Raw genomic sequence first — 23210 nt, forward strand, 5'->3', positions numbered from 1 at the left:
TTATTTGTTCAATTTTTTGCGTAACACTGCATATCCTAAACTACCCAATCCTAATGAAACCATTAACCAAAGAACTGCATGCCCATTTACCAGTTTTCCAGACATTTGAGGAATTACTCTAGTTTGAACATAGTTAGTTTTAACGTCAGTTGGTTTATTAGGTGTCGTTGGTTGTTTTGGAGTGACTGCTGTTAATGTTTGTTTTTCATTAGTTAAATCTACATGTTTCGCATAGATTTCTTTATGTTCTTTGTCTTTATACGCAATATGAGTGGCTACAATTTTTTCTCCATCTTTTAGCATATTCGCTTTATACTCAAAAATAGCCTCAAAGCTAAAATTCACTTCTTTTGCTACATGTTCAGAAGTATCTGTTCCTAATAAGGTCGATTGTCCATCTTTTGAAATTTTGAAAAATTGAGTTACATAGTAGAAAGTTTTACCAATATCAGATTTTGCTACTGAAACCTTCACTTTATCAACTAATTGTTGATTCTTCGTTGGATCAAACGTCTTATCTCCATTTTTAGTGACAAATAATGTTTCAATCGTTGGTACAAAAGGATTTACTGGTTTAATCGTTTGTTCCTTATTGGTCAAATCTGTATGTTCTGCAACTTTTGGTCCATCTTTTTCAAATAATTCTTCTGTGAATACATAAGAAATCGTTTCGTCATCATTTGAGGTATCAACCATTTGCTGAATAACTTGCTCCATTTTTTCAGCTTTCGCTTCAAAATCTTGTTTGCCTTCCCATACTACAGTTGCATGTTGGTAATCATCTTTGACTACTCGCCACAATTTAATAGCGTTCGTATATTTTTGTCCTACTTCTAATTGACTCATTGTGACTGTATCTTGCATATTGGTTTGTTTTGATGGTTCAAAGGTTTTATTTCCGTCCACTGTAGCTTTTGTACGAATGATTGGTAGTTCTTTTACAGAATTAGTTAGAAATAGCTTGCTTAAATAGACAATATTTGAACCTTGATTGATTTTAGATTCAGGCACATTTAAAATTTTAATCGCTTCTTTTTGTCCTTTTTCAGTTACTTTGAAAGTATAAATACGTTTTTCTGAATCAAAACTAGAATTGATGATTAATTCCTTAATTGACTGATAACCTTTTGGTGTATTTACCTCTTTCAATACATAATCTCCATAAGGAATCGAGTCAAATTTCCAGTAACCATCATAACCATTTTCATCCGTATGTGTAGTGACGCTTCTAACCGCACCTTTTGTTGGCTGAATAGGTGTCAATGAAAAAGTAATGTCATTATAGCCAGATTTACTATTTCCAGACTTCGATTCAAGATACTTAAATCCGTCAATACTGAATTTAATCACTTTTTCTTTAGATTCTTGTTTGGTTAAAATATTTTGTGTATATTGATCTTTATAACTTAGTACTACCTCATGCTTTTTACTATCAATTTGATATCCTTCTGGTGCTTTGACTTCTTGCCAATAATATGTTCCTAAAGCTAAATGTTCAATTCCAGCTTCTTGATTATCATCATCTATGCGTACAACAATTGAATCACCATCTAATTTCGTCCCTGTTACTAATCTAGGACCATAACGTTCTGACCATTTAACTGGCGTACCATCTTCATGATATAACGCATATTCAGCACCTTTAAATGTCGCTCTACCTTGTGTTTGACTTCCTGTTTCCATATCAAACTTTTTCAAAACTGTTGTTCCAGTTACTTCTTGATTTTTCCCTTCAGCACCTTTAACCACTACCGCAGTCGTTTGATTCGCATATTCAATTTTTACAACGACAGGTTTGAATGTATTAACAAATCCAGTACTGGCAGTTTTTTCTACAACAACATAAGTTCCTAATGGTAAATCTCTGGTTGTTTCTGCATGTCCATGCTCATCGGTAGTAATGGTTTGAATAATTTTCCCATCTTGATTCTCTTTTCTGATTTCAAAAACATTTCCTGCTAGCGAATATAATTGATTCCATAAATTAGTACCTGATTCAACGCCTGTTTTCTCTACAATAATCTGTCCTTTTTCCTTCATATTTTTTTGAATTAATGTAATCGTTTGGCCGGCAACAACATCTCCTTCTACGACATCAGCCTCTCCAACTGCACTTCCTAAAACATATGGTTTAGGGACATTTACCTCTGTGGCTTTCACATGAACACCATGCATAATTTCACCAATAGAAGCAATACCATTTGCATCCGTTACTACGGTTTTAGTTTCAGGTGCATTTTGTCCACTAAATTCAACAATAAATTTTGTATCTGGAACAGCAACGCCAGTCTCTTTATCTATTTTTTTAATTTGTGCTTCTCCAGTTGTTTTTACATCAAAATTTACGACATAATTTGCTGGATCTTTAACGCTTGGTAAATATACTGTTTGTGAACCAGTTTTTGCTAAAGCGATAGGCGTACCTTGCATATAAGAACGTTTAAAAGCAATTGTTCCTTTTTGAACCATTGGATCTGTTGGCGTAACAGCCACGCTATGTCCATCTGGTGAAACAACCCAATTTACTTTTGCTGTATTCCCTACCATTGTTTCAAAACTATTTAAATCAACCGATGAAGATAAAGTAGTTGTTTCACCAAATTTCAGATTCACTCTTTGCTGATTAAATTCCGGTAAACGTTTATACGCAGCAATTCCATCATACAGTCGTTGTTTTTTTGCTTGAAAATCCGGAATACCACTAATTGCATCTACACGAATTCCATATTGAGGTAACAATTCCCAAATTACGGCTTGTGTGGTAATACGGTCTGCTCCAGATGGGGAAGCTCCAAAGCCAAAATGTGTGTTCCAGATTACCGAGGCTATTTGCACATCCTGTGGTAATTGACTAATATCTACCGCTTCATATCCAGGATTATTTGTGTTAAAAAACGGTACACCAGGGGCAATACAAAAAACAATTTTATCTCCTGAACCACTATCAGGAGATACAGCCATAGCTGCCGTTTCATCTGACCATGCCTGCCCATTTTTTGTTCCACTTAATGTATAAATATTATTCGTATCATAATAAACATTTCCTGTTTCCCCTACCTGCATACTAAGTTGATCTGCATGAACAATTTTAGAGTTATTGCCTGCAAACAAGCCAATTAAACTCAATAAGCCACCTATCATAAATAGTTGCCAGATTTTAGATAATTTCTTTTTACCATTCATTTTAATCTATCACCTTTCATTTGATATAAAAAAAAGCAACCTACCATTAGGCTGCTCAAACTTGGTTACGAATACGATTTATTCCTCCCCTCTATTCAAATTTTCTATATAAAAAAGACACCTAAGTAATACCTACTCAAGTGTCTGAATTTTTTTATCCAATATAGGTGGATACACCATAACTTGATGAAGTGATATTTTTCATCAATAGAGAATCAGCGTAATTATCAAGCCAAGATGTCGCTTCTGCTTCAGTATTAAAAACCTTTTGTCCGGTCAGCAAGTTATATTGTGCATCTGCCGGATTAGAGGCAGTATACCAAACCGTGTATTTCACAGTTGGTTGTGGTTGTGGCTGTGGTGTAGGCTGAGATGGTTGTGTATTTGTCGAACCATTTTGTGTTGATGATTGGCTATTTGACGCTTGATTCGAAGATTGATTGGCTGATTCTGTTGGGCTAGACTGCTGAGTATTTGTGCCTGATTGAGTTGTGTTTCCATCATTTGATTTTAAAACATAACTACCATCAGACTGTTTCTCAACAGTTCCACCTGTTTCTTTAGCTTTGGTTTCCAATTCCTGTTTGATTTTCTCTTGTTTCTCATCCTTTTCTTTTTTTAATTTTGCTTCTACAGGACTTAATCGATTGTTCAACTGACTAACTATCTTTTGATTTTTTATACGAGAGAGCAAATCTTTGGCATGAGTAAGATTATCTATGGTCGCTTTATCATTTGGTTTACTATTAGTGAACATTTCTTCGATAGACTGTTTCGTTTCGGTAACTAATTTCAATTGCTCTTCAGCCAGATTCAGTCCTTCTTGTATCACATGGTCAAATGGATTGTTTTTATCGAATACATATTTCTTTTTCAGCATTTGAATTGATTTTGGTTCTAAACTATCAATAATAACAACATTTTTATTAATCGTATCACCATACAAATACTTTTCATTAAACAATTGATTGAGATGATTTTGAGCATAAAATTTTCTTTTTATACTTTTGAAGTTTTTCAAAAATTCATGCTTTGGTTTTTCAATCGCTTGTTTCAATGGTTGTAAAGGAGTGGTCGTTTTTTCGCCTAACAAATGCCACGAATCATTAATCTCACTCATTTTATCTTGATAAACTTTGAGATTACTCTCCAATTCATTCAAATCCTTTTCAGCAAATTCTTTGGCAAGAAATACCTGATTATTATCTATATATGCCTGATCAAATTCCTTTTGAATTTTCTCAACTAAACTACTTTCAAATGCTAGCTGTTCTTCCAGTGTCTTTCTTTTTTCTTCTTGCATTCTATGGTTCATGAATAAGTAGAAACTTCCCCCAAAAATAAACACCCCAAGAAAGCATAGCACTAAGCTTTTTTTACTTTTAAACTGATTTAACCACATTTTCATTCAAATCTCCCCTTATCTACTTTGTCCAATCATGCAAGGATACGGAATCTTCTTTCGGTAAGTATAAAAAATTTAGAAATGCTTGTTTATCTAATTCCTTTTCTGCTTTTGCAATTTGAATCTCTCTGCCTTCTGATAATCTAATTGTACCATACAAATATTCTAATTGATTATGATTCAATTCAAAGGCACAAGCTCGCCAAAAATTTAACAAGGTCTTAAATACAAAGCCATCTTTGTTTGAGAAACTTTTGCCTTGATTCAATAAAATTTTATTTTTGGCAAAAATTCTTTGAATAGTATGAAATAAATCTTGATTAAAATCTTCACCTACTATCTCAATCAAATCACTAACTACTTTTCTGCCTTTTAGATAGTCCATCCATTCTCTACAAACTAATTTTTTTGTTTGATAAATCATGTCTACAATCTTTTTCGCAGCCAAATAATCAGAAGAACACTTGGCTATATAATTTAAACAGGTTTTATCAAGAAAAGTATTTTCACTTAGCAGTAAAAATGATTCTTGCCAATTGATACTAGTATCTAATTTAGTATCTATATGTGTAGTATTACTTAATTCATTCTTACTTATGTCTAAAATTTGAACTTCTTGAAGTTCATTTTTTGGAAGTCCAAAATTTAGACTTCCTTGTCTGTCAAGGGCTTCAGACTTATCATCTGACAAAACAATTGAATTCCCTAATTCATCATAAAACTCAATAATTTGATGACTGGCATCGACTAATTGTAAATATAGCTTGTTGGGTTTATTTAACCCCTGTCGCACTTCTCTCAATAAACCTAGTTTATTTAATTCCTTCTTGATTTTGATGACAGTCCCTCTTGACTTATCTAGTAAATCCATTAAATCTTCCACCGTATAGATTAAAAAGATTGAACCATCTTCATCGACAAAATCTTTTTTACCTAGTTCATACGATTTGATACTTAATTGACAACGATTATAAAGTGCTGCATACGCAAGCTTAGCATCATTTGATAATTCTTTCGCATAATCACTGGTGTATTTAATTTTTAGTATCTTGCCCCCATCTACTTTCTTTTCTGTCCTAGTCATAAAAATTTGAGGAATTTGAAAGAAATTTTGTGTAGCAATTTGGTTTATTTTTATATCTGCCATGATTGTCTCAACTCCAAAAAAAATCAGTTAATAGACACCTATTCTTAATCTATCAACTGAATTTAATATTATGTGTTTTACTCCCATAACTATTTAAACAGATACTTTTTAATTTATATTTATGAAAATTACGTTAATTTAAGATAATTATTTTCATATTATAGGTAAACACTCACAGTATTAAAAGAACAAAAAATATGATACCCTTACATCAAATACCATATACCAAAAATTCTAAAGAAACTTTTCCTATGAACGCATACTGAATGATTCGCTCTGTATTAGGAATGTCATGTCCATTTTCATATCTATCCATTGTCCATTTACTAATAGGGGGAGAAAAAAACTTGCCAAAATCCTCTCTCGATAAATGATAATCACTACGAATTTTCCGCAATCTCAAACCCATTCGTAGTGAATCAATTTTTTCAAAGCTATCAATTTTATTTCCTTTTGTTAGCATATTACTAAATAGTTCTCCGTATAAAATATACGGAACAGTCACTTTCCCTAGATAAGCTAGGTTCATTAATTTCTCAATATCAGGAACATTTTCTCCATTTTCCCACCTATGAATAACATTTTTCCTTACTGGATAGGTAAATTCTTTCCCAAATTTTGCTAAGGATGTATCTCTATTATCTCTAATTTCATAAATTCTTTTTCCCATAATAGCCTTATCTATAACAGGGAATTTAAATGAACCATCGGATTGTTTAATAACTGCCATAGATTTTTCAGCGTCAGTAGATAAGAACGCTACAATCTTTTTAAGTATATTCTGTGAAGGTTTTCTTTTTCCATTAAGTATATAGCCGAGTGACACCTCACTTATGCCAATTTTATTAGCTAACTCCTTATTAAGTAAATTATTCATTTTTTTGTAGATAACTACCTGCTTGATTAAATCCTGCATATTATCTGGTTCATTTTTTAATAATGTCTCTACATTCAGAATTTTACTTAAAGTAACATCCATAGCTTTAGGAATTTTTATTGTACCTTTTTCGTACTTTGCTAACAAACTTTGTGAAATTCCCACTAGATCAGCTAACTTTTTTTGAGATAATTTTTGTTCTATTCTAAGAGATTTTAATAAATCACCACTTATATATTCAGGCATGAAAAAAGCACCTCCTTATGAGATGCTTTTATCATACGCTAACTATTAAAAATCTTCAAGGAAAAATATTCCAATTTTGTTAATTTTATTTTCTCTGTGACAACCAAATGACATTTTAAACTCTTTTAAAAGTATAAATCGCTGGTTATCCACTACTCTAAAACGTTGATTTAATAAGGTTTTCTCTCTGTAAAAAGTTATTTCGTTTCATTTTGGTCATCCATCTTCAATACCGCCATAAAGGCTTCTTGAGGAACTTCAACAGAACCAATTTGTTTCATTCGTTTCTTACCTTCTTTTTGTTTTTCAAGTAATTTACGTTTACGAGAAACGTCCCCACCATAACATTTGGCTAATACATTCTTGCGTAGAGCTTTAATATCAGAACGAGCGACAATTTTATGTCCAATAGCTGCTTGGATAGGCACTTCGAACTGTTGACGAGGAATCAATTTCTTTAATTTTTCAACAATTGCTTTACCACGTTCATATGCAAATTCGCGATGCACGATGAAGCTTAATGCATCGACTTTTTCGCTGTTTAATAAGATATCCATCTTCACTAGCTTACTTGTACGGTAACCCGCCATTTCATAATCTAACGAAGCATAGCCCTTTGTACTTGATTTTAGCTTATCAAAAAAGTCAAAAACAATTTCCGATAATGGAATTTCATAGACAACATTCACGCGATAATCATCTAGATAATCCATTGTAACAAAATCGCCACGTTTCCGTTGAGATAATTCCATCACCGCACCAACATATTCATTTGGTACCATAATTTGCGCTTTGACATAAGGCTCTTCTACGCGATCAATCCGGACCTGCTCAGGAAAATCAGCCGGATTATCTACGACCAACATACTACCATCTGTTAAATGCACATGGTAAATAACGGAAGGTGCTGTGGTAATTAATTCTAAATTAAATTCACGCTCTAAACGTTCTTGAACGACATCCATATGTAGCAGACCTAAAAATCCACATCGGAAACCAAAGCCTAAAGCTTGGGAAGTCTCAGGTTCAAATTGTAAAGCAGCATCATTTAATTGTAATTTCTCCAAGGCTTCGCGCAAATCGTTATAACGAGATGTGTCAATTGGATAAAGACCGCAATATACCATCGGATTCATTTGACGATAACCCTCTAGCGCTTGACTTGCAGGACGATTAGCTAAAGTAATGGTATCCCCTACACGTGTATCCTGAACAGTTTTAATAGAGGCTGTGATATAACCCACATCACCGACCATCAAGTAATCACGCTGTAAGGCTTTTGGTGAAAAGACACCGACCTCGGTTACTTCAAACGTTTTACCATTGCTCATTAATTGAATCTTATCCCCTGGCTTAACCATTCCATCAACGATTCGTACATTTAAAACTACCCCACGATAGGCATCGTAAACAGAATCGAAAATCAAGGCTTTTAATGGTGCTTCGACATCGCCAGTTGGTGCCGGAACGTATTCAACAATTTGCTCTAAAATTTCTTCAATACCAATCCCTGCTTTGGCACTAGCTAAAACAGCCTCTGAGGCATCAATCCCAATAACATCCTCAATTTCCGTTCGCACTCTTTCTGGATCAGCGGCAGGTAAATCGATTTTATTGATAACGGGTAAAATTTCTAAATCATTGTCTAAAGCTAGATAAACGTTGGCTAAGGTTTGTGCTTCTATTCCTTGAGCAGCATCTACTACTAAAATAGCCCCTTCACAGGCAGCTAAGCTTCTTGAAACCTCATAGGTAAAATCGACATGTCCTGGTGTGTCGATTAAATGAAAAATATAGGTTTTGCCATCTTTGGCAGTATAGTTTAATTCTACAGCATTTAGCTTAATCGTAATTCCTCGTTCACGTTCAAGATCCATTGAATCTAATAATTGATCTTGCATTTCACGAGAAGAAACGGTATTTGTTTTTTCTAAAATACGGTCAGCCAAGGTTGATTTACCATGGTCGATATGCGCAATAATCGAAAAATTTCGAATCATCTCTTGGCGTTTTTTCATTTCATCGATCGTATGCATTTATATTCTTCCTCACATTTTTTAATCAGCTTTTTTATTATACCAATCAATATTTACTTTTGGCAACTCATTTCCGCTAGTTTTAGCTAATATCTCTTCTATTGGCTGCACTAACTCAATTGAATAATCATTGAAAAAACTCCTTTAGACTAGAAAAAGCTTACTTTCTTTATTTAGTCTATAAGGAGTTTTTTAATTGCACGCTTTATCTTTGTGGCATTGCTTCTAGAAAGCTATAAAATTGTGATTTATCGGTGAAATCTGAACGATATTTTGCATTCAAGCCCGCTGTTTGATTGTATTTAGCTAATTCTCTTAGTAATTCTTCATCACGGCCATGGAATTGAATTTTATGATTAAAGCCCGTTACGTAAATATAATTGACTAAGGCGCTAAGCAAGCTTTCTGGATTTTTAACGACCGCTATTTTCTTATAGACCTGCAATAGACAGTCAGTTATATCCTGTATGCCAGCTGTTTGTTCCTTTCTACTATTCAAACTATTATATAGCTCGTGTAGTACCAATTGAACTTTATGTGTATCCATTCTCACCACATCCTTTAATTTTTATATTCATCTTAAATAATTGCCATAAAGTAATATTCGTCATGTATCATTGGATAATAGAAGCTTTTATGAGCTTTGAATTTCTAATAAAATTTATACCCAATATCAACAATAGCAGTATAACAATATAAACAGAAATAACCACAAAACCAGTTAATACATTAATTTGATAATTCTCTATCGTTTTTTGATATATTCCTGTAGATATCTCATAGCTATGTAAATATGTTGTAGGTAAAAACTCACTTATCCTACGAACAGGCTCTATTACATATGGCAAAAGAACTCCACCAATTAACAATAAGCTAGCTACAAACAAGCTAACCATTTTATCTTTAAATAAAGAACCGATTAAATAAATCAACAAAACTATAAATAATAGAGATAAGCAGAATAGAAAAATAGATGGTAGGATAGTCAGCCAAATATAATCCGCTTACATTTATAATCGTATCACGATTTTATTTTTTTATAAATGATTTTTTAAAAATTTAATTTTTAGTCAAAATTTTTTAAATGATACGGAATCATTTATCAGGATAGTTAAAAATTTAGTTAACAAAAAGGCTTGGAGAGGTATTTAGAAATTCAAAAAATATAGGAAAGTTATTTCTAAAAGGTACTCAATAAAAATTTAGTTCATGTAGATGATGGAAAAATAGTTTTTAAATATTTCTTTCCTAACATTTTTATCATAATTTTTACTTTTGTAAAGCCTTATATGTTGCTGTTTAAAATAATTGTACAATAATAAAGTAATACAACAAAGCTCATGTACACAATTTCAGATCATTTCACTAAAAAAAACTCAGCCTATAGCTACTTTAACTATAGACTGAGTGTTCTAGCGATGGATTAAGCGTTACTGCTTCATCGCAGTTGTCTGTTTTAATTGTTTATTAGCAGTTGATAGCATTAAACGTATCCGGTTTAATTGATTAACAATTGAAATCCCTGGATCATAATCAATAGCGGTAATATTGGCTGCTGGAAAATGCTGGCGCAAGCTCTTTAGCATCCCCTTACCAACGATATGGTTAGGTAGACAGCCAAATGGTTGCATGCAGATGATATTATTCACGCCGCTTTCCAATAAATGAATCATTTCGCCAGTTAAGAACCAGCCCTCACCAGTATGCGTACCAATTGAAATGATTTCTTCTGTTGAATGAGCTAATTGCTCAATACCAGCAATTCCCTCAAATCGTTTAGAAGCTTTTAACGCCTTATCCATTGGCCGTTCTAGCTCCTCAATCACTTTAATAGCAAATTGTGCCAACCATTTTGCGCGTTTACTTTGGCCTAAATTTTCACTTCGCCATACTTGGTTATATAAAGAGTAATTCATAAAACCGATTAAATCAGGCACGACCGCTTCAGCCCCTTCTGCTTCTAGCAAATCAACAATATTGTTATTGGCAATGGGTGAGTATTTAACTAAAATTTCACCAACAACCCCTACTCTTGGTTTTCGAAGAGGTAATAATTCAATTTGATCAAATTCTTGGATAATCTTTTTCATATGATGATTAAAGCGAGTAAAGGAGCCTTTTTTTACATCCTCTTTAGCAATAGCCAACCAATGCTGGTAACGTTGATTGACTTCACCTGGATTTTTTTCATAAGGCCGTGTTCGATAAACCACGCGTTCAAACAAATCTCCATACATCGCTGCTAAAGCAATACGTTTCACTAATGGAATCGATAATTTAAAGCCAGGACTTGATTCCACTCCTTGATTGCCCATTGAAAGTGAAATCACCGGAACATTGGCAAAGCCGGCATCAGCTAAGGCTTTGCGTAATAACGGAATATAATTCGTTGCACGACAGCCCCCACCTGTTTGGGTCAACATGACCGAGGTATGATCTAAATCATATTGTCCACTTTGTAAGGCTTCCAATAGCTGACCAATCGAGATAATTGCAGGATAACAAGCATCATTATTGACAAATCGTAAGCCATAATCAATTGCGTTTGACCCTTCCACCGGCAAAGAAACCACCCGATAACCAGCAGATTTAAAGGCTTGATCGAGCAAACCCTCTTGATGAATAGGACTGAGCATCGGTAAAAGTATCGTATGTGTTTTACGCATTTCTTTTGTAAAGATTATTTGATCAGTTGTTGCATTTTCAACAAATTGTTCGTGATTTTGCTGTTCTCGTTCCTTAATCGCTGCTTTTAGTGAACGGAGGCGAATCCGAACAGCTCCAAGATTTGCGCCTTCATCAATTTTTAAAACAGTATAAAGCTTGTGGTGCTTAGTTAAAATTTCCTCAACTTGATCAGTCGTTACTGCATCAATCCCACAACCAAATGAATTTAGCTGGACTAAATCTAATAGCGGTGTTTTGGCTACAAGCTGTGCAGCAGCATATAAACGCGAATGATACATCCACTGGTTAACTACGCGTAAATGTTCAACATTACCTAAATGCGCAATACTATCTTCGGTTAGCACATGGAAGCCTTCTTGAGCAATCATTTCTGCTATTCCATGATGGATTTCTGGATCTAAGTGATAAGGTCGGCCAGCTAATACAATTCCTCTTTGATTTTTAGCATACATGGATTCTAACAAGGCTTCACCCTTAGCTTGAATATCCTTACGACAATTGGCTAATTCAGTAAAGCCTTTTTCGACCGCTGCTTCCCATTCAGCTTGACTAATCGCAAAATCAGCAAAGGCCAGCATTAAATTTTGGACCACTGAGGCTTGATTGGCCAAATTAAAATACGGATGGCGATAATCAACCTGTTGCTGCTGTATTTCATCAAAGTTATTGGCAATAACCTCTGGATAGCTTTGAACTATCGGACAGTTAAAATGATTTTGTGCTTCAGCAAATTCTTGTTGTTCAAAAACCACACTTGGATAAAAAATTAGATCCACCTTTTGATTGATTAAGGCTTGGATATGTCCGTGAACAAATTTAGCTGGATAACACACTGTATCACTAGGGATAGTTTCAATGCCTAGTTCAAATAATTCTTTATTCGATCTTGGTGATAGCACAACCTTAAACCCTAGCTCACTAAAAATTGTATGCCATAATGGATAATTCTCATACATGTTTAAAACCCGAGGAATGCCAATGGTTCCATGGACAACAGCCTCTTTTTTTAGCGGACGATATTTAAATAAACGGCGATATTTGTAATCAACCAAATTTTGACGACGGTCATCTTTTTTGATTTTTATTCTAGCACCACGTTCACAGCGATTACCGGTAATAAATTGACGACCATCTGAAAAAAGCGTCACGGTTAATAAGCAATTATTCTCGCATAGTCCACAATGCGTAAATTCCTTTTCTGCTGAAAAAGCAGCTAATTCTTCTGTTGAAAGAATCGTTGAGCTATCCCCGACTTCACTTTGTTCTAAGGCGATTAAGGCACAGCCATAAGCACCCATTAGTCCTGCAATCGATGGTCGAATCACTTCACGACCAGAAACCAATTCAAAGGCCCTTAAAACCGCATCATTATAAAAGGTGCCTCCTTGACAGACAATTTTTTCACCTAAGTCTTCAGGTTTTCTAATCTTAATTACCTTAAACAAGGCATTTTTAATTACTGAATAAGAAAGGCCTGCCGAAATATCTGCTACCTTCGCCCCTTCTTTTTGCACCTGTTTTACTTTTGAATTCATAAAAACCGTACAACGGGAGCCTAAGTCAACGGGAGCTTGCGAGTGAAGCGCAGCCTTAGCAAAATCAGCTATTTGGTAATTCATGCTCTTGGCAAAGGTTTCGATAAATGAGCCACAGCCTGATGAGCAAGCTTCGTTTAACTGAATAGCACTTAATGCGTGATCTTTTATCGTCATTGCCTTCATATCCTGGCCGCCAATATCTAAGATGAAATCAACACCGGGTTGAAAGAAATTAGCCGCTTTATAGTGAGCGACGGTTTCCACCTCACCTAAATCAATTTTAAGGGCATGCTTTAATAAATGCTCGCCATAGCCGGTGACACATGCTTTAGCAATATAGCAATCCTCAGGTAATTGTTGATAAATTTCTTTTAAGACCTCCATCGCTGTTTCTAATGGTTTCCCCCGATTATTATCATAATGCTGGTACAAAATCGTCCCTTTTTCATCAATTAAGACTAATTTACTAGTCGTCGATCCTGCATCGATGCCTAAAAAAACGGGTCCGTGATGCTGCGCTAATGATTGGTAACTAACCTGATTTAAGTCGTGTCGCGCTTTAAATGCTTGATAGTCTTCCTCAGATTGAAACAATGGCGGCAAGGTATTGGTTGGCTGTAGCGCGGTTTGATGTCCCTGTTTTAGGGTTGCTACAATTTCATCTAATGTTTGTTCTTGGGTAGCTTCAGCTAATAAAGCGGCACCAATAGCGACAAACAGTTGAGAGTCTTCAGGAAAAATAATTTGTTGTTCACTTAAATGGAGGGTTTCAATAAAGCGTTGGCGCAATTCTGATAGGAAGGTCAATGGCCCCCCTAAAAAGGCAATATTCCCCTTAATTTTTCGACCACTGGCTAATCCCGCAATTGTTTGATTAACAACCGCTTGAAAGACACTAGCTGCAATATCTTGTCGAGCTGCCCCTTCGTTAATTAAAGGCTGCACATCTGTTTTAGCGAATACCCCACAACGAGAAGCAATTGGATAAATTTGTTGATACTGTTTGGCTAATTCATTAAGGCCAGTTGCGTCAGTCTCTAATAATGATGCCATTTGATCGATAAAAGCACCAGTCCCCCCAGCACAACTACCATTCATTCGTTGTTCAAGGGTGCCATCAAAAAAGGTGATTTTGGCATCTTCTCCACCTAGTTCAATCGCCACGTCCGTTTGTGGAATGAACTGTTCAATGGCTTCGGTACAAGCAATCACTTCTTGAACGAATTGAACAGATAAAGCATCTGCCAAACCCATGCCTGCTGATCCGGTAATAGCGATACTCGCCCCTTCATTTCCATACATGCCAACAGCTTCTTCCAAAACCTGTATAACTGTAGGGATTACATCAGAAAAATGCCGTTGATATTTTTTAAACAATAACTGATGCTCATTATCCAATATAACTAATTTAACAGTAGTGGAGCCTACATCAATTCCAATTTTCATAATAAATGACCTACCTAACGTATAAAAAAGCAACACATGTTGAATATTTAACAAAGTGTTTGATATAATATATATGTATATTTTATGAACAAATTGTTGAAATTACAATCGACAATTTATTATCGATTGTGATATATACAACAAAGACATAAAAATTGTCGTTTAAATTTGAAAAAGGAAGCTAAATAAATGAAAAAAGAAGATTTAAGAACAAGAAGAACTAAAAAAATGATTTTAACTGCCTTTATGCAATTAGTTGAACAAAAAGGCTTTGAGCAAATTACAGTCTCAGATATTGCTAATGAAGCAATGATTAATCGAGCAACATTCTATGCACATTTTAAAGACAAGCAAGATGTCTATGATTATATTTTTAATCAAGCCTTTGAAAGCTTTATTTCTGTACTCGCTCCTATCCAAATCGGTCATGCCAATCGACTTCAACTTCAAAGTATTCAGATAATCTTAACGAACGCCTACGAAAAAATTCACCAAAATAGAGATTTTTTTAAAATTATCCTCAATGCAAATGGCACCAATTATTTGCGTGAAAAATTAGTTCCCTTACTACACATTACCTATGCGCAAATTTTTGAAAAACTAGAAGTCCATGAAAACGATTTTATTGTCCCAACTGATTTTATCATTGAATACATGACTTCGACCTTTATTACCAGTCTATATTGGTGGATTCATCAAGATAGTGCATTTACTCCAAAACAAATGGCGCAGCTAACCATTAAATTAGTCGGTAGTAATCACCTAAAAGTGTTAGGGATTGCGATTGATAATTGAATACCTTTTCAAGTGCCTAATTGTCTTGAAAGTTTTCACACAAAAAGCAGCACTCAAATTGGCGCATAGTTTCATAGTTTGGCAGTCGATTGACAAACTTGTACAAAAAAGCCGTCGTTTAAACAATCATTTAAACGACGGCTTTTTATTGAAAAGATGAATAAGTTGGCAAATTCTAGGCCTATCAGTTGCTACCTGAAAAACACGGTGATTTTAAACATTTCACTAGCTAGATCGTTTTTTAAGAAACTATTTACAAAACACTGTCTAACGGTAATTAGTAAACTGCAATTCGATATTTAAATCTAATTTTCTTAATAGTTGAATCACCGCTTGTAAGTCATCTCGACTTTTCCCAGTCACACGAATTTGCTCATTTTGGATTTGGCTTTTCACCTTTAATTTGCTATTTTTGATTTCTTGATTGATTTTTTTCGCATTAGCTTGATCAATTCCACTCATCATGGCTGCTTTTTGACGAACCTTTCCACCTAAAGCTCGTTCGCCAGCGCTAAAATGTAGATTCTTGATTGGAACTTGGCGTTTGATTAATTTACTAAGTAGTACATCTTTGATTTGCTCAATCTTATAGTCATCGTCACCAACAATCGTTATCTCATTATTAGCCAACTCGATTTCAACTGTTGAATTTTTAAAATCAAAACGATTAGTTAACTCCTTCAAAGTAATTTGAATTGCATTTTTGACTTCTTCAATATTTACTTCAGAAACAATATCGAAGCTTGCTTCTTTTGCCATAAAAAATCCTCCTATTTATGAATGTAAGCTTTATTCCAAAATTGCTGTAGCTCAGATTTTAACGCAGCTAAATGATGACACACTCGGCCATGCGCCCAGTGTGATGGAAACTGTCGCATATATGTTTGACTAGCAAAGCGATGATCGACTAAAATGACCACCCCATAATCCTCTTCACTCCGTATCACCCGACCAGCTGCTTGCAAGACCTTGTTTAATCCTGGTAAACGATAGGTATAATCATAACCAGGCAGGCCTTTTTTTATGAAATATTTTTTTAATTCCTCCTGTTGATCATTAATCTGTGGAATACCCACTGATAAAATGATTGAACCGATTAGCTTTTCACCTTTTAAATCAATGCCTTCAGAAAACATGCCACCCAAAACACAAAAACCAACAACCGCACGATTGGGCTGAAAAGCGGCTAAAAATTCTTCTTTAGCCTCCGCAGTCATTTGACGCTCTTGAATGAACAAATCAAAAGGCAGTTGATCAATCGGTAAGGCTTGGATGACTTCATCCATAAAACGAAAGGACGGAAAAAAGACCATGTAGTTTCCTCGTTTGGCCTCAAATGTTTGAATGATTAACTGACAAATTTCAGGAATCGAGGATTGACGATTTTGATAATCCATTTTAATGTAGTCAGCAACCAAAATCTGTAAATGCTCTTGAGCAAAAGGACTAGGTAAACGATACGTTAAACTATCCTCATTGCCACCTAGGAGCTGCTGATAATAATCAATTGGCGAAAAAGTTGCTGAAAATAAAACGGTCCCTTTTAATTGCTTCATTTTATCATTTAAAAACCAAGCAGGATCTAAGCAATAAAAATGAATTCGTCTGTCATCAATTGAGAATAAATAAGTATCATCGAAATACTCAGCAATTTTCAAAAAATGAAGTAAATCAAAATACAAAAGTAAAATCCATTCCTCATCAGTTTGTTGATTAAATTCCAAAATATAATCAGCAAAATACTCTGACCATTGATAACATTTAAAAACTAAGCTTTCAGGAAAATCAGTCGTAAAAAGCTCGTTTACCTGTTGTTTTTGCCGAGTTGAGTCAAGTAAGGTTAATTCATCGAGAATACGCTGAATCACTGAACGATGTTTTTTGGCCGATTTTGGTAAATACTGATAAAAACGTTCAATCCATTCAACAGATAAGCTGGTCGAATACATCTCTCTTGCTCGATGAATTAAATTATGCGACTCATCTACTAAAGCATAGCCATCAAAGGTTCCGCCTTCAAAAAAGCGACGTAAGTAAACCTGTGGATCAAATAAATAATTATAATCCGCAACAATCACGTCACACCATTGGCTTAAATCTAATGAGAATTCAAATGGACATAGCTGATGCTTTTGCGCGATTGCTTGGATGGTTGTTTGATCAAAATAAAGTGTCTCGCCATTTAATAATTCCCATAGCGCCTCAGATCTTTTTTGAAAATAATTTTTAGCAAATGGACAAGCATCTGGATTACAAATACACTTTTCCTGAAAACAAATCTTTTCTTTAGCGTTAATTTCTACCACTCGAGCCTGTAGCCCATTTTTTTGCAGCAAAGCTAGGCTGTTCATCGCCACTTGTCGAGTCACTGTTTTGGCTGTTAAATAGAAAATACTATTTATCTGCTGGTTTTGCAGCGCCTTTAATGCTGGGAATAAAGTTGATAATGTTTTACCCGTTCCAGTCGGTGCTTCGGTAAAAAGCTGTTTCTCATGAGTTAATGCTCGATAAACCTGCCCGGCTAATTCACGTTGACCTTGGCGAAATGCGGGAAAAGGAAAAGAAAGCTGTTCAATACTTCCATCTCTCTTTTGTTTTAGCTCTAATGCCAAATCTAGCCATTGTTCATAACGCTCAAGTGTAGCCAAATAAAAAGCCTCTAAGTCTGCAAATTGAAATAACTCCCGTAAAACCTCGATTGTTTCATCGGTGACTTGATAATAACGAATTTGCACAAAAATTTCCGTAAGCTGTTTTTCTTTAGCATAGATATAGGCATAGAGCTTGGCTTGGGCAAAGAACAAAGCTAGCTCTTCAGCCGTCAAATACTCCAAATGGACAGCTGATGTTTTGATTTCGTCAATGCAATATGTACCATCTATAACAAAAACACCATCACAGCGCCCTTCTAGCAAAATCTGCCAATGCTTTCCCTGATAAGTTATTTTTAAGGCAAGCTCAGCTTGATAGTCACCCTCAGCACTCTTTTGCAAACGGCGATGAATTTTTGCCCCGTCTAATGCGGTATGATTACTTTGCTTGCGATTATCTAAACTATCCGCTCGATAGATAAACTGTGCTAATTCACGAATGGCCACTCTTTTTTCTTGCATTAGCCTTTGTTGTCGCCTCCGTCATCTAATGTTTTTATTGGTAAATCTGATATAAAACATGATTGGTATCTAATAATATAGTATGCTTTTTATCTACCCAATTAAATTTAATTGTAAACTCTTTAGAACTAATTGTAAAATCTTCATCTGTCTTATGAATCGTACAATCAGTATAGGTCGTCTCATAAACATAATACGGATCATTTTGAAAATTAAGCTTAGCAAAATGCTTTTTAAAATCGTTCTCTAATGCTTCTTTCACTCGTTCTTCTTGGGTAATTTGCAATCGAGTATCTGCTTGCGAAGTGTGCCCTTCAGGTATGTATTGTTTAACAATATGTACACTGCCATCATGAAAATCATAAACACCTTGGCTTTGTGGAAAGCCTTGGTTATCGGTTTGAATGATAATAAAATCTTGATAGCTATCGTTTGTTTTATCAGAATTTTCGGAGGTCGTTGATTGTTTAGGCTGGATCCCTGTTTTTACCGAGGAAGATTGCGATGTACATGCACTCAATATAAATAATGAAACAACTAATAATATTGAAATCCACTTGTTTTTCATTCAAAACACCTCTTTTATGCTCTAATTATAGCAAATACACTAATAGCAAACCTTTTTTAAAAGAAGATTATTAGTGTATTTTTATCTAACTTTCAGACAATTCACACAAAACGGCTAGACTAAGACTTTTTAAAAAATGACTAGAACAATTGTTTCATATAAGTTTTTAAGCTATACTTATTCTTGGTAATGTATAAAGGAGGCTATGTTATGAATATCAAATGTATACCAACAGGAGTTATTCAAGAAAATTGTTATTTGATTTGGGATAACGATACATTATTGATTGTCGATCCTGGTGAAGATGCCGATAAAATTATCGGAGAAATTGAAAAAATCAAACTTAAACCACAAGCCATTCTACTGACCCATACCCACTATGATCATATTGGTGCGGTTGATCAACTAAGAGACGCCTTTAAAATTCCAGTCTATGTGGATGAAAAAGAAAATGCTTGGTTATCAGATCCGACGTTAAATCTATCAGGAAATCACCCTGAAATGACCCCAATTATTGTTCGGCCAGCCGATGAGCTTTGGGAATATCGAACCTATCAAATAGGCTCTATCACCTTTAAGGTAGTCCCTACCCCTGGCCATTCCTATGGCTCAGTCAGCTTTATTTTTGATAGCTTTGTCGTAGCTGGTGATGCTTTATTTAACGGTAGTATTGGTCGAACAGATTTATACACTGGTAATTTTGAACAGCTAATTAACAGTATTGTTACCCAATTGCTCATCTTGCCAGATGACTTTGTGGTCTATCCTGGTCATGGCATGCGCACAACTATTTTACATGAGAAACAAACAAATCCTTTTTTACGAGGAATATAGATTGGAGAGAGAAATATGACAAAAACGCAACTTTACATCGTCCGTCACGGTAAAACCATGTTTAACACTTTACAACGTGTGCAAGGTTGGTGTGACACACCCTTGACAGAAATTGGCGTTCAAGGAATTGAAGGAACTGGTCTTGGTATTAAAGATATCGATTTTGTTGAAGCAGTATCTAGTGATAGCGGTCGTGCCATTCAAACGATGCGGATTCTTTTATCTAAGCATAAAAATGGTGCAGACATCCCTTATCATACCGATGCGAGAATTCGTGAATGGAATTTTGGCTCACTTGAGGGTGGCTATGATGCTGAAATGTGGGGAGTGATTCCGCGCGTACTTAATTATGCGAATTATGATGAGATGATTGCAGCCAAAACAACTTTTAGAGAAATTGCCGAAGCGATCTATGAAGCGGATACTGCAAATTGGGCTGAAACCTATGAAACATTAAAAAATAGAGTCTTAACCGGATTTGAGGATATCGCCCATCGTGTTGAAAAAAATGGCGGTGGTAAAGCTTTAATCGTGTCCCACGGTTTAACAATCGCCTTTTTGATGCATTTAATCGATGAAACAAATGGGGTAAGAATCGATATCGATAATGGTTCAATTTCTATTTTGAATTATGAAAATGGCGTCTTCTCTATTGAAGCAATTGGGGATCGTAGCTTTAAAGAAGCGGGTTTAAAAGAATTAACAGAGCGTAAGGAGTAATCTATGTTTTTTGCAAACTTTATTAAAGCAGTTATTTTAGGTATTGTAGAGGGCATTACCGAATGGCTACCGATTAGTAGTACCGGTCATTTAATTTTGGTGGATCATCTCATCAAAATGCAGGTCAGCAAAGAATTTACAACGATGTTTAACGTCGTCATCCAGCTAGGGGCAATTATGGCCGTCGTTTATCTGTACTTTAACAAATTAAATCCCTTCGATGCTAGCAAATCCCCCCTACAGCGCAAACAAACCTGGGATTTATGGTTTAAAGTAATCGTTGCTTGTTTCCCATCAGCCGTTATTGGGCTATTATTTGATGATTGGTTAGATGCTCACTTTTATAAGCCCTTTCCAGTAGCCTTGATGCTGATTATTTACGGTATTGGCTTTATTTGGGTAGAAAACAGAAATCGCCATCTTAAGCCAAAATGCACGGATTTAAATCGTTTCACCTATCGAGCTGCAGTGATGATTGGAATCTTTCAAATTTTAGCATTAATGCCTGGGACTTCTCGTTCTGGTGCGACTATTTTAGGTGGGATTTTGATTGGTGCTTCTCGTTATGTAGCAGCTGAGTTTTCTTTCTTTTTAGGGATTCCTACGATGTTTGGCGCAAGTGGCTTAAAATTGCTTAAATTCCTTAAAGAAGGGAATGTTTTTGATTTCCAATTAACGGTTATTTTATTAACCGGTATGATTGTTTCGTTTGTGGTTTCAGTATTGGTCATTAAATTTTTAATGGATTACATTAAAAAGCACGATTTCTCTGTTTTCGGTTGGTATCGAATCATTTTAGGAGTTATTATTATTTTAACGATGATCTTTTAAAAAAAGTGGGAGCATGCTCCCACTTTTTTAGGTATTTTTGATGATTAAATTGCCGATTAGATCAACGGCTTTTTCAGTACTGTTAGAAATTAATTCAAATTTTTCATAGATCTCTTTCCACTTAATGATTTCTAATAAATCATTGTCTCCAGCAAATAATTCTTTTTTCAATTTGCTATATAAACGATCTGCTTCTGATTCTGTATTCCGTACTTCTTTTAATAGTTGCTTCAAATCCTTTGAATTCTTGAATTTTGGAAATTCCTTCATCGCATTTAAAACACCATTCGTTGCTACGACTAATAAATGAGCGAATAACTCTGTATCTGCACGTAATTCGGTGATACACAAGTTTTCAAACATATAAGTAATCCCATTAATCCCATCTAAAACATCATCTAATGATTCCGCTAAAAGCATAATATCTTCGCGGTCAATCGGGGTAATAAACGCATCATATAACTCATTAGTCAATTCAGTGACTAGATGATCATTTTCTTTTTCTAAATGATGAATCAATTCAGATTCTGTTTCTAAATGATCAAATGAATAGTTACGCATAATCTTTTCTAATAGTTCTGCTGATTTAAAACTATTGGCTGCTAAGGTTTCCAATGTTTTAAAGTAATCATATTTTTTTCTTCTCGCCATATTCTCTCTCCTTAAAAAATAGCTACGAAAAACTTAGCCATAATATAAGCAATTAGACCACAACCCGGAAATGTCATGACCCAAGCAAAAATCATTTCATAAACAATTCGCCAGTCTACACTACTTAAGCGTTTAGAAGCACCTACACCCATAATCGCAGTGGTTTTCGTATGTGTGGTTGATACTGGAATACCAAAAACAGAAGCTAGGAATAAACAGATTGCTGCACTTAAATCAGCTGTAAAACCTTGATAAGTCTCTAGCTTTACCATATCCATCCCAACTGATTTAATAATCTTCATTCCACCTACACTAGTACCTAGTCCCATTGTAATAGAACACAACGCCATAACCCATAGCGGAATAGTGAAGCCACCACCAGTTTTTTCAGCCAAATTGTTATAGTAAAGACCTAACATAAAAACACCCATAAATTTTTGACCATCTTGTGCTCCATGTAAAAAGGCATTAGCAGCAGCGGAAATTGCCTGACCGACTGTAAAGAACTTATTCGCTTTTGGACGAGCTACATTTTGGAATAATAGTACGATTACTTTCGTTAAGATATACCCGCCAAAAAAGCCCATAATGGTTGAAACCACAAGACCAATTAATACCTTAATCCATTCTTCACCATTAACCGCGCCTAAACCACCTAGCGCCATAGCTGATCCAGTCAATCCCGCAATTAAAGCATGTGATTCACTCGTTGGTATACCAAAATACCAGGCAGCTACCGCCCAAACGACAATCGCAAACAACGAAGCTGCAAGCGCAACCTGAGCTGCTTGAATCCCTTGCGCTTCAAAGCTTACAATTTTACTAATTGTCTCAGCTACCTGCGCATTGAAATATGTCATGACTAATGCACCAGCGAAATTCATCACTACAGCCATCCAAATCGCAAAATTGGGACTTAATACTCTTGTAGAGACTGCCGTTGCAATCGCATTAGGTGCATCGGTCCAACCGTTTACAAAAATCACTCCCAAAACGAGTGTAACGGTTACAAATAATGCAATACTCAAAAAATTCACCACCATAATTTTACTCCAATGAATATCATAGCATAAAACATATAGAATGTGTATGTAATATCAATGAGAAAGTTTACATAAAATTTTAAAAAGTT

The 23210-nt window shown here is 35.1% G+C and carries 16 protein-coding genes; 4 read left to right on the forward strand and 12 right to left on the reverse strand.

Annotation, left to right across the window (positions count from 1 at the left end; genetic code table 11):
- From RK02_RS03205 to RK02_RS03240, 7 genes are all read right to left on the reverse strand, one after another.
- Positions 1-3183, reverse strand: coding sequence for a SpaA isopeptide-forming pilin-related protein (locus RK02_RS03205; RefSeq protein WP_016182809.1), 3183 nt, complete (start codon positions 3181-3183; stop codon positions 1-3).
- 154 nt (positions 3184-3337) lie between these two features.
- On the reverse strand, positions 3338-4591 hold the full coding sequence (locus RK02_RS03210; RefSeq protein ID WP_016182810.1) for a transcriptional adapter: 1254 nt from the start codon (positions 4589-4591) through the stop codon (positions 3338-3340).
- A 16-nt stretch (positions 4592-4607) separates the two neighbouring features.
- A complete protein-coding gene (locus RK02_RS03215) occupies positions 4608-5735 on the reverse strand; it encodes a replication initiator protein A (RefSeq protein ID WP_016182811.1) in 1128 nt (375 codons plus the stop codon).
- A gap of 211 nt (positions 5736-5946) precedes the next feature.
- Positions 5947-6858, reverse strand: coding sequence for a helix-turn-helix domain-containing protein (locus RK02_RS03220; RefSeq protein WP_016182812.1), 912 nt, complete (start codon positions 6856-6858; stop codon positions 5947-5949).
- Between the two features lie 197 nt (positions 6859-7055).
- Positions 7056-8894, reverse strand: coding sequence for a translation elongation factor 4 (gene lepA / locus RK02_RS03225; RefSeq protein WP_016182813.1), 1839 nt, complete (start codon positions 8892-8894; stop codon positions 7056-7058).
- 205 nt (positions 8895-9099) lie between these two features.
- Positions 9100-9441 (reverse strand): bacteriocin immunity protein, encoded by a 342-nt coding sequence (locus RK02_RS03230; protein WP_016182814.1) that lies wholly within the window; start codon positions 9439-9441, stop codon positions 9100-9102.
- Between the two features lie 883 nt (positions 9442-10324).
- Positions 10325-14566, reverse strand: a complete 4242-nt coding sequence (locus tag RK02_RS03240; protein ID WP_016182815.1) for a 2-hydroxyacyl-CoA dehydratase — start codon at positions 14564-14566, stop codon at positions 10325-10327.
- Between the two features lie 189 nt (positions 14567-14755).
- On the opposite strand from RK02_RS03240, the gene RK02_RS03245 reads away from it, so the two are divergent.
- Entirely contained in the window at positions 14756-15361 is a 606-nt protein-coding gene (locus RK02_RS03245; RefSeq protein WP_016182816.1) for a TetR/AcrR family transcriptional regulator, read from the forward strand.
- Between the two features lie 267 nt (positions 15362-15628).
- On the opposite strand, the gene RK02_RS03250 is transcribed toward RK02_RS03245, so the two are convergent.
- The 3 genes from RK02_RS03250 to RK02_RS03260 are packed head-to-tail and all read right to left on the reverse strand — an operon-like array spanning position 15629 to position 19042.
- A complete protein-coding gene (locus tag RK02_RS03250) occupies positions 15629-16120 on the reverse strand; it encodes a YajQ family cyclic di-GMP-binding protein (RefSeq protein ID WP_016182817.1) in 492 nt (163 codons plus the stop codon).
- An 11-nt stretch (positions 16121-16131) separates the two neighbouring features.
- Positions 16132-18474, reverse strand: coding sequence for an ATP-dependent DNA helicase (locus RK02_RS03255; protein WP_016182818.1), 2343 nt, complete (start codon positions 18472-18474; stop codon positions 16132-16134).
- Between the two features lie 34 nt (positions 18475-18508).
- Positions 18509-19042: a hypothetical protein gene (locus tag RK02_RS03260; protein ID WP_016182819.1), complete on the reverse strand. Its 534-nt coding sequence runs from the start codon at positions 19040-19042 to the stop codon at positions 18509-18511.
- 210 nt (positions 19043-19252) lie between these two features.
- Between RK02_RS03260 and RK02_RS03265 the strand changes: the two genes are divergently transcribed.
- The 3 genes from RK02_RS03265 to RK02_RS03275 are packed head-to-tail and all read left to right on the forward strand — an operon-like array spanning position 19253 to position 21427.
- The gene (locus RK02_RS03265; RefSeq protein WP_016182820.1) at positions 19253-19876 is read left to right on the forward strand and encodes an MBL fold metallo-hydrolase; all 624 of its coding nucleotides are present in this window, start codon (positions 19253-19255) and stop codon (positions 19874-19876) included.
- Between the two features lie 15 nt (positions 19877-19891).
- A complete protein-coding gene (locus tag RK02_RS03270; protein WP_016182821.1) occupies positions 19892-20596 on the forward strand; it encodes a histidine phosphatase family protein in 705 nt (234 codons plus the stop codon).
- A 3-nt stretch (positions 20597-20599) separates the two neighbouring features.
- Positions 20600-21427, forward strand: coding sequence for an undecaprenyl-diphosphate phosphatase (locus RK02_RS03275; RefSeq protein WP_016182822.1), 828 nt, complete (start codon positions 20600-20602; stop codon positions 21425-21427).
- 27 nt (positions 21428-21454) lie between these two features.
- Here the strand turns inward: RK02_RS03275 and RK02_RS03280 are convergent, their stop codons facing one another.
- Together RK02_RS03280 and RK02_RS03285 are read right to left on the reverse strand one after the other, a co-directional pair.
- A complete protein-coding gene (locus RK02_RS03280) occupies positions 21455-22078 on the reverse strand; it encodes a DUF47 domain-containing protein (RefSeq protein ID WP_016182823.1) in 624 nt (207 codons plus the stop codon).
- Positions 22079-22089: 11 nt separating this feature from the next.
- Complete coding sequence (locus RK02_RS03285; protein WP_016182824.1) at positions 22090-23121, reverse strand: inorganic phosphate transporter; 1032 nt, start codon at positions 23119-23121, stop codon at positions 22090-22092.
- Between the last annotated feature and the right edge of the window lie 89 nt (positions 23122-23210).

Source organism: Enterococcus columbae DSM 7374 = ATCC 51263, from assembly GCF_000406925.1.
Classification (GTDB): Bacteria; Bacillota; Bacilli; order Lactobacillales; family Enterococcaceae; genus Enterococcus_E; species Enterococcus_E columbae.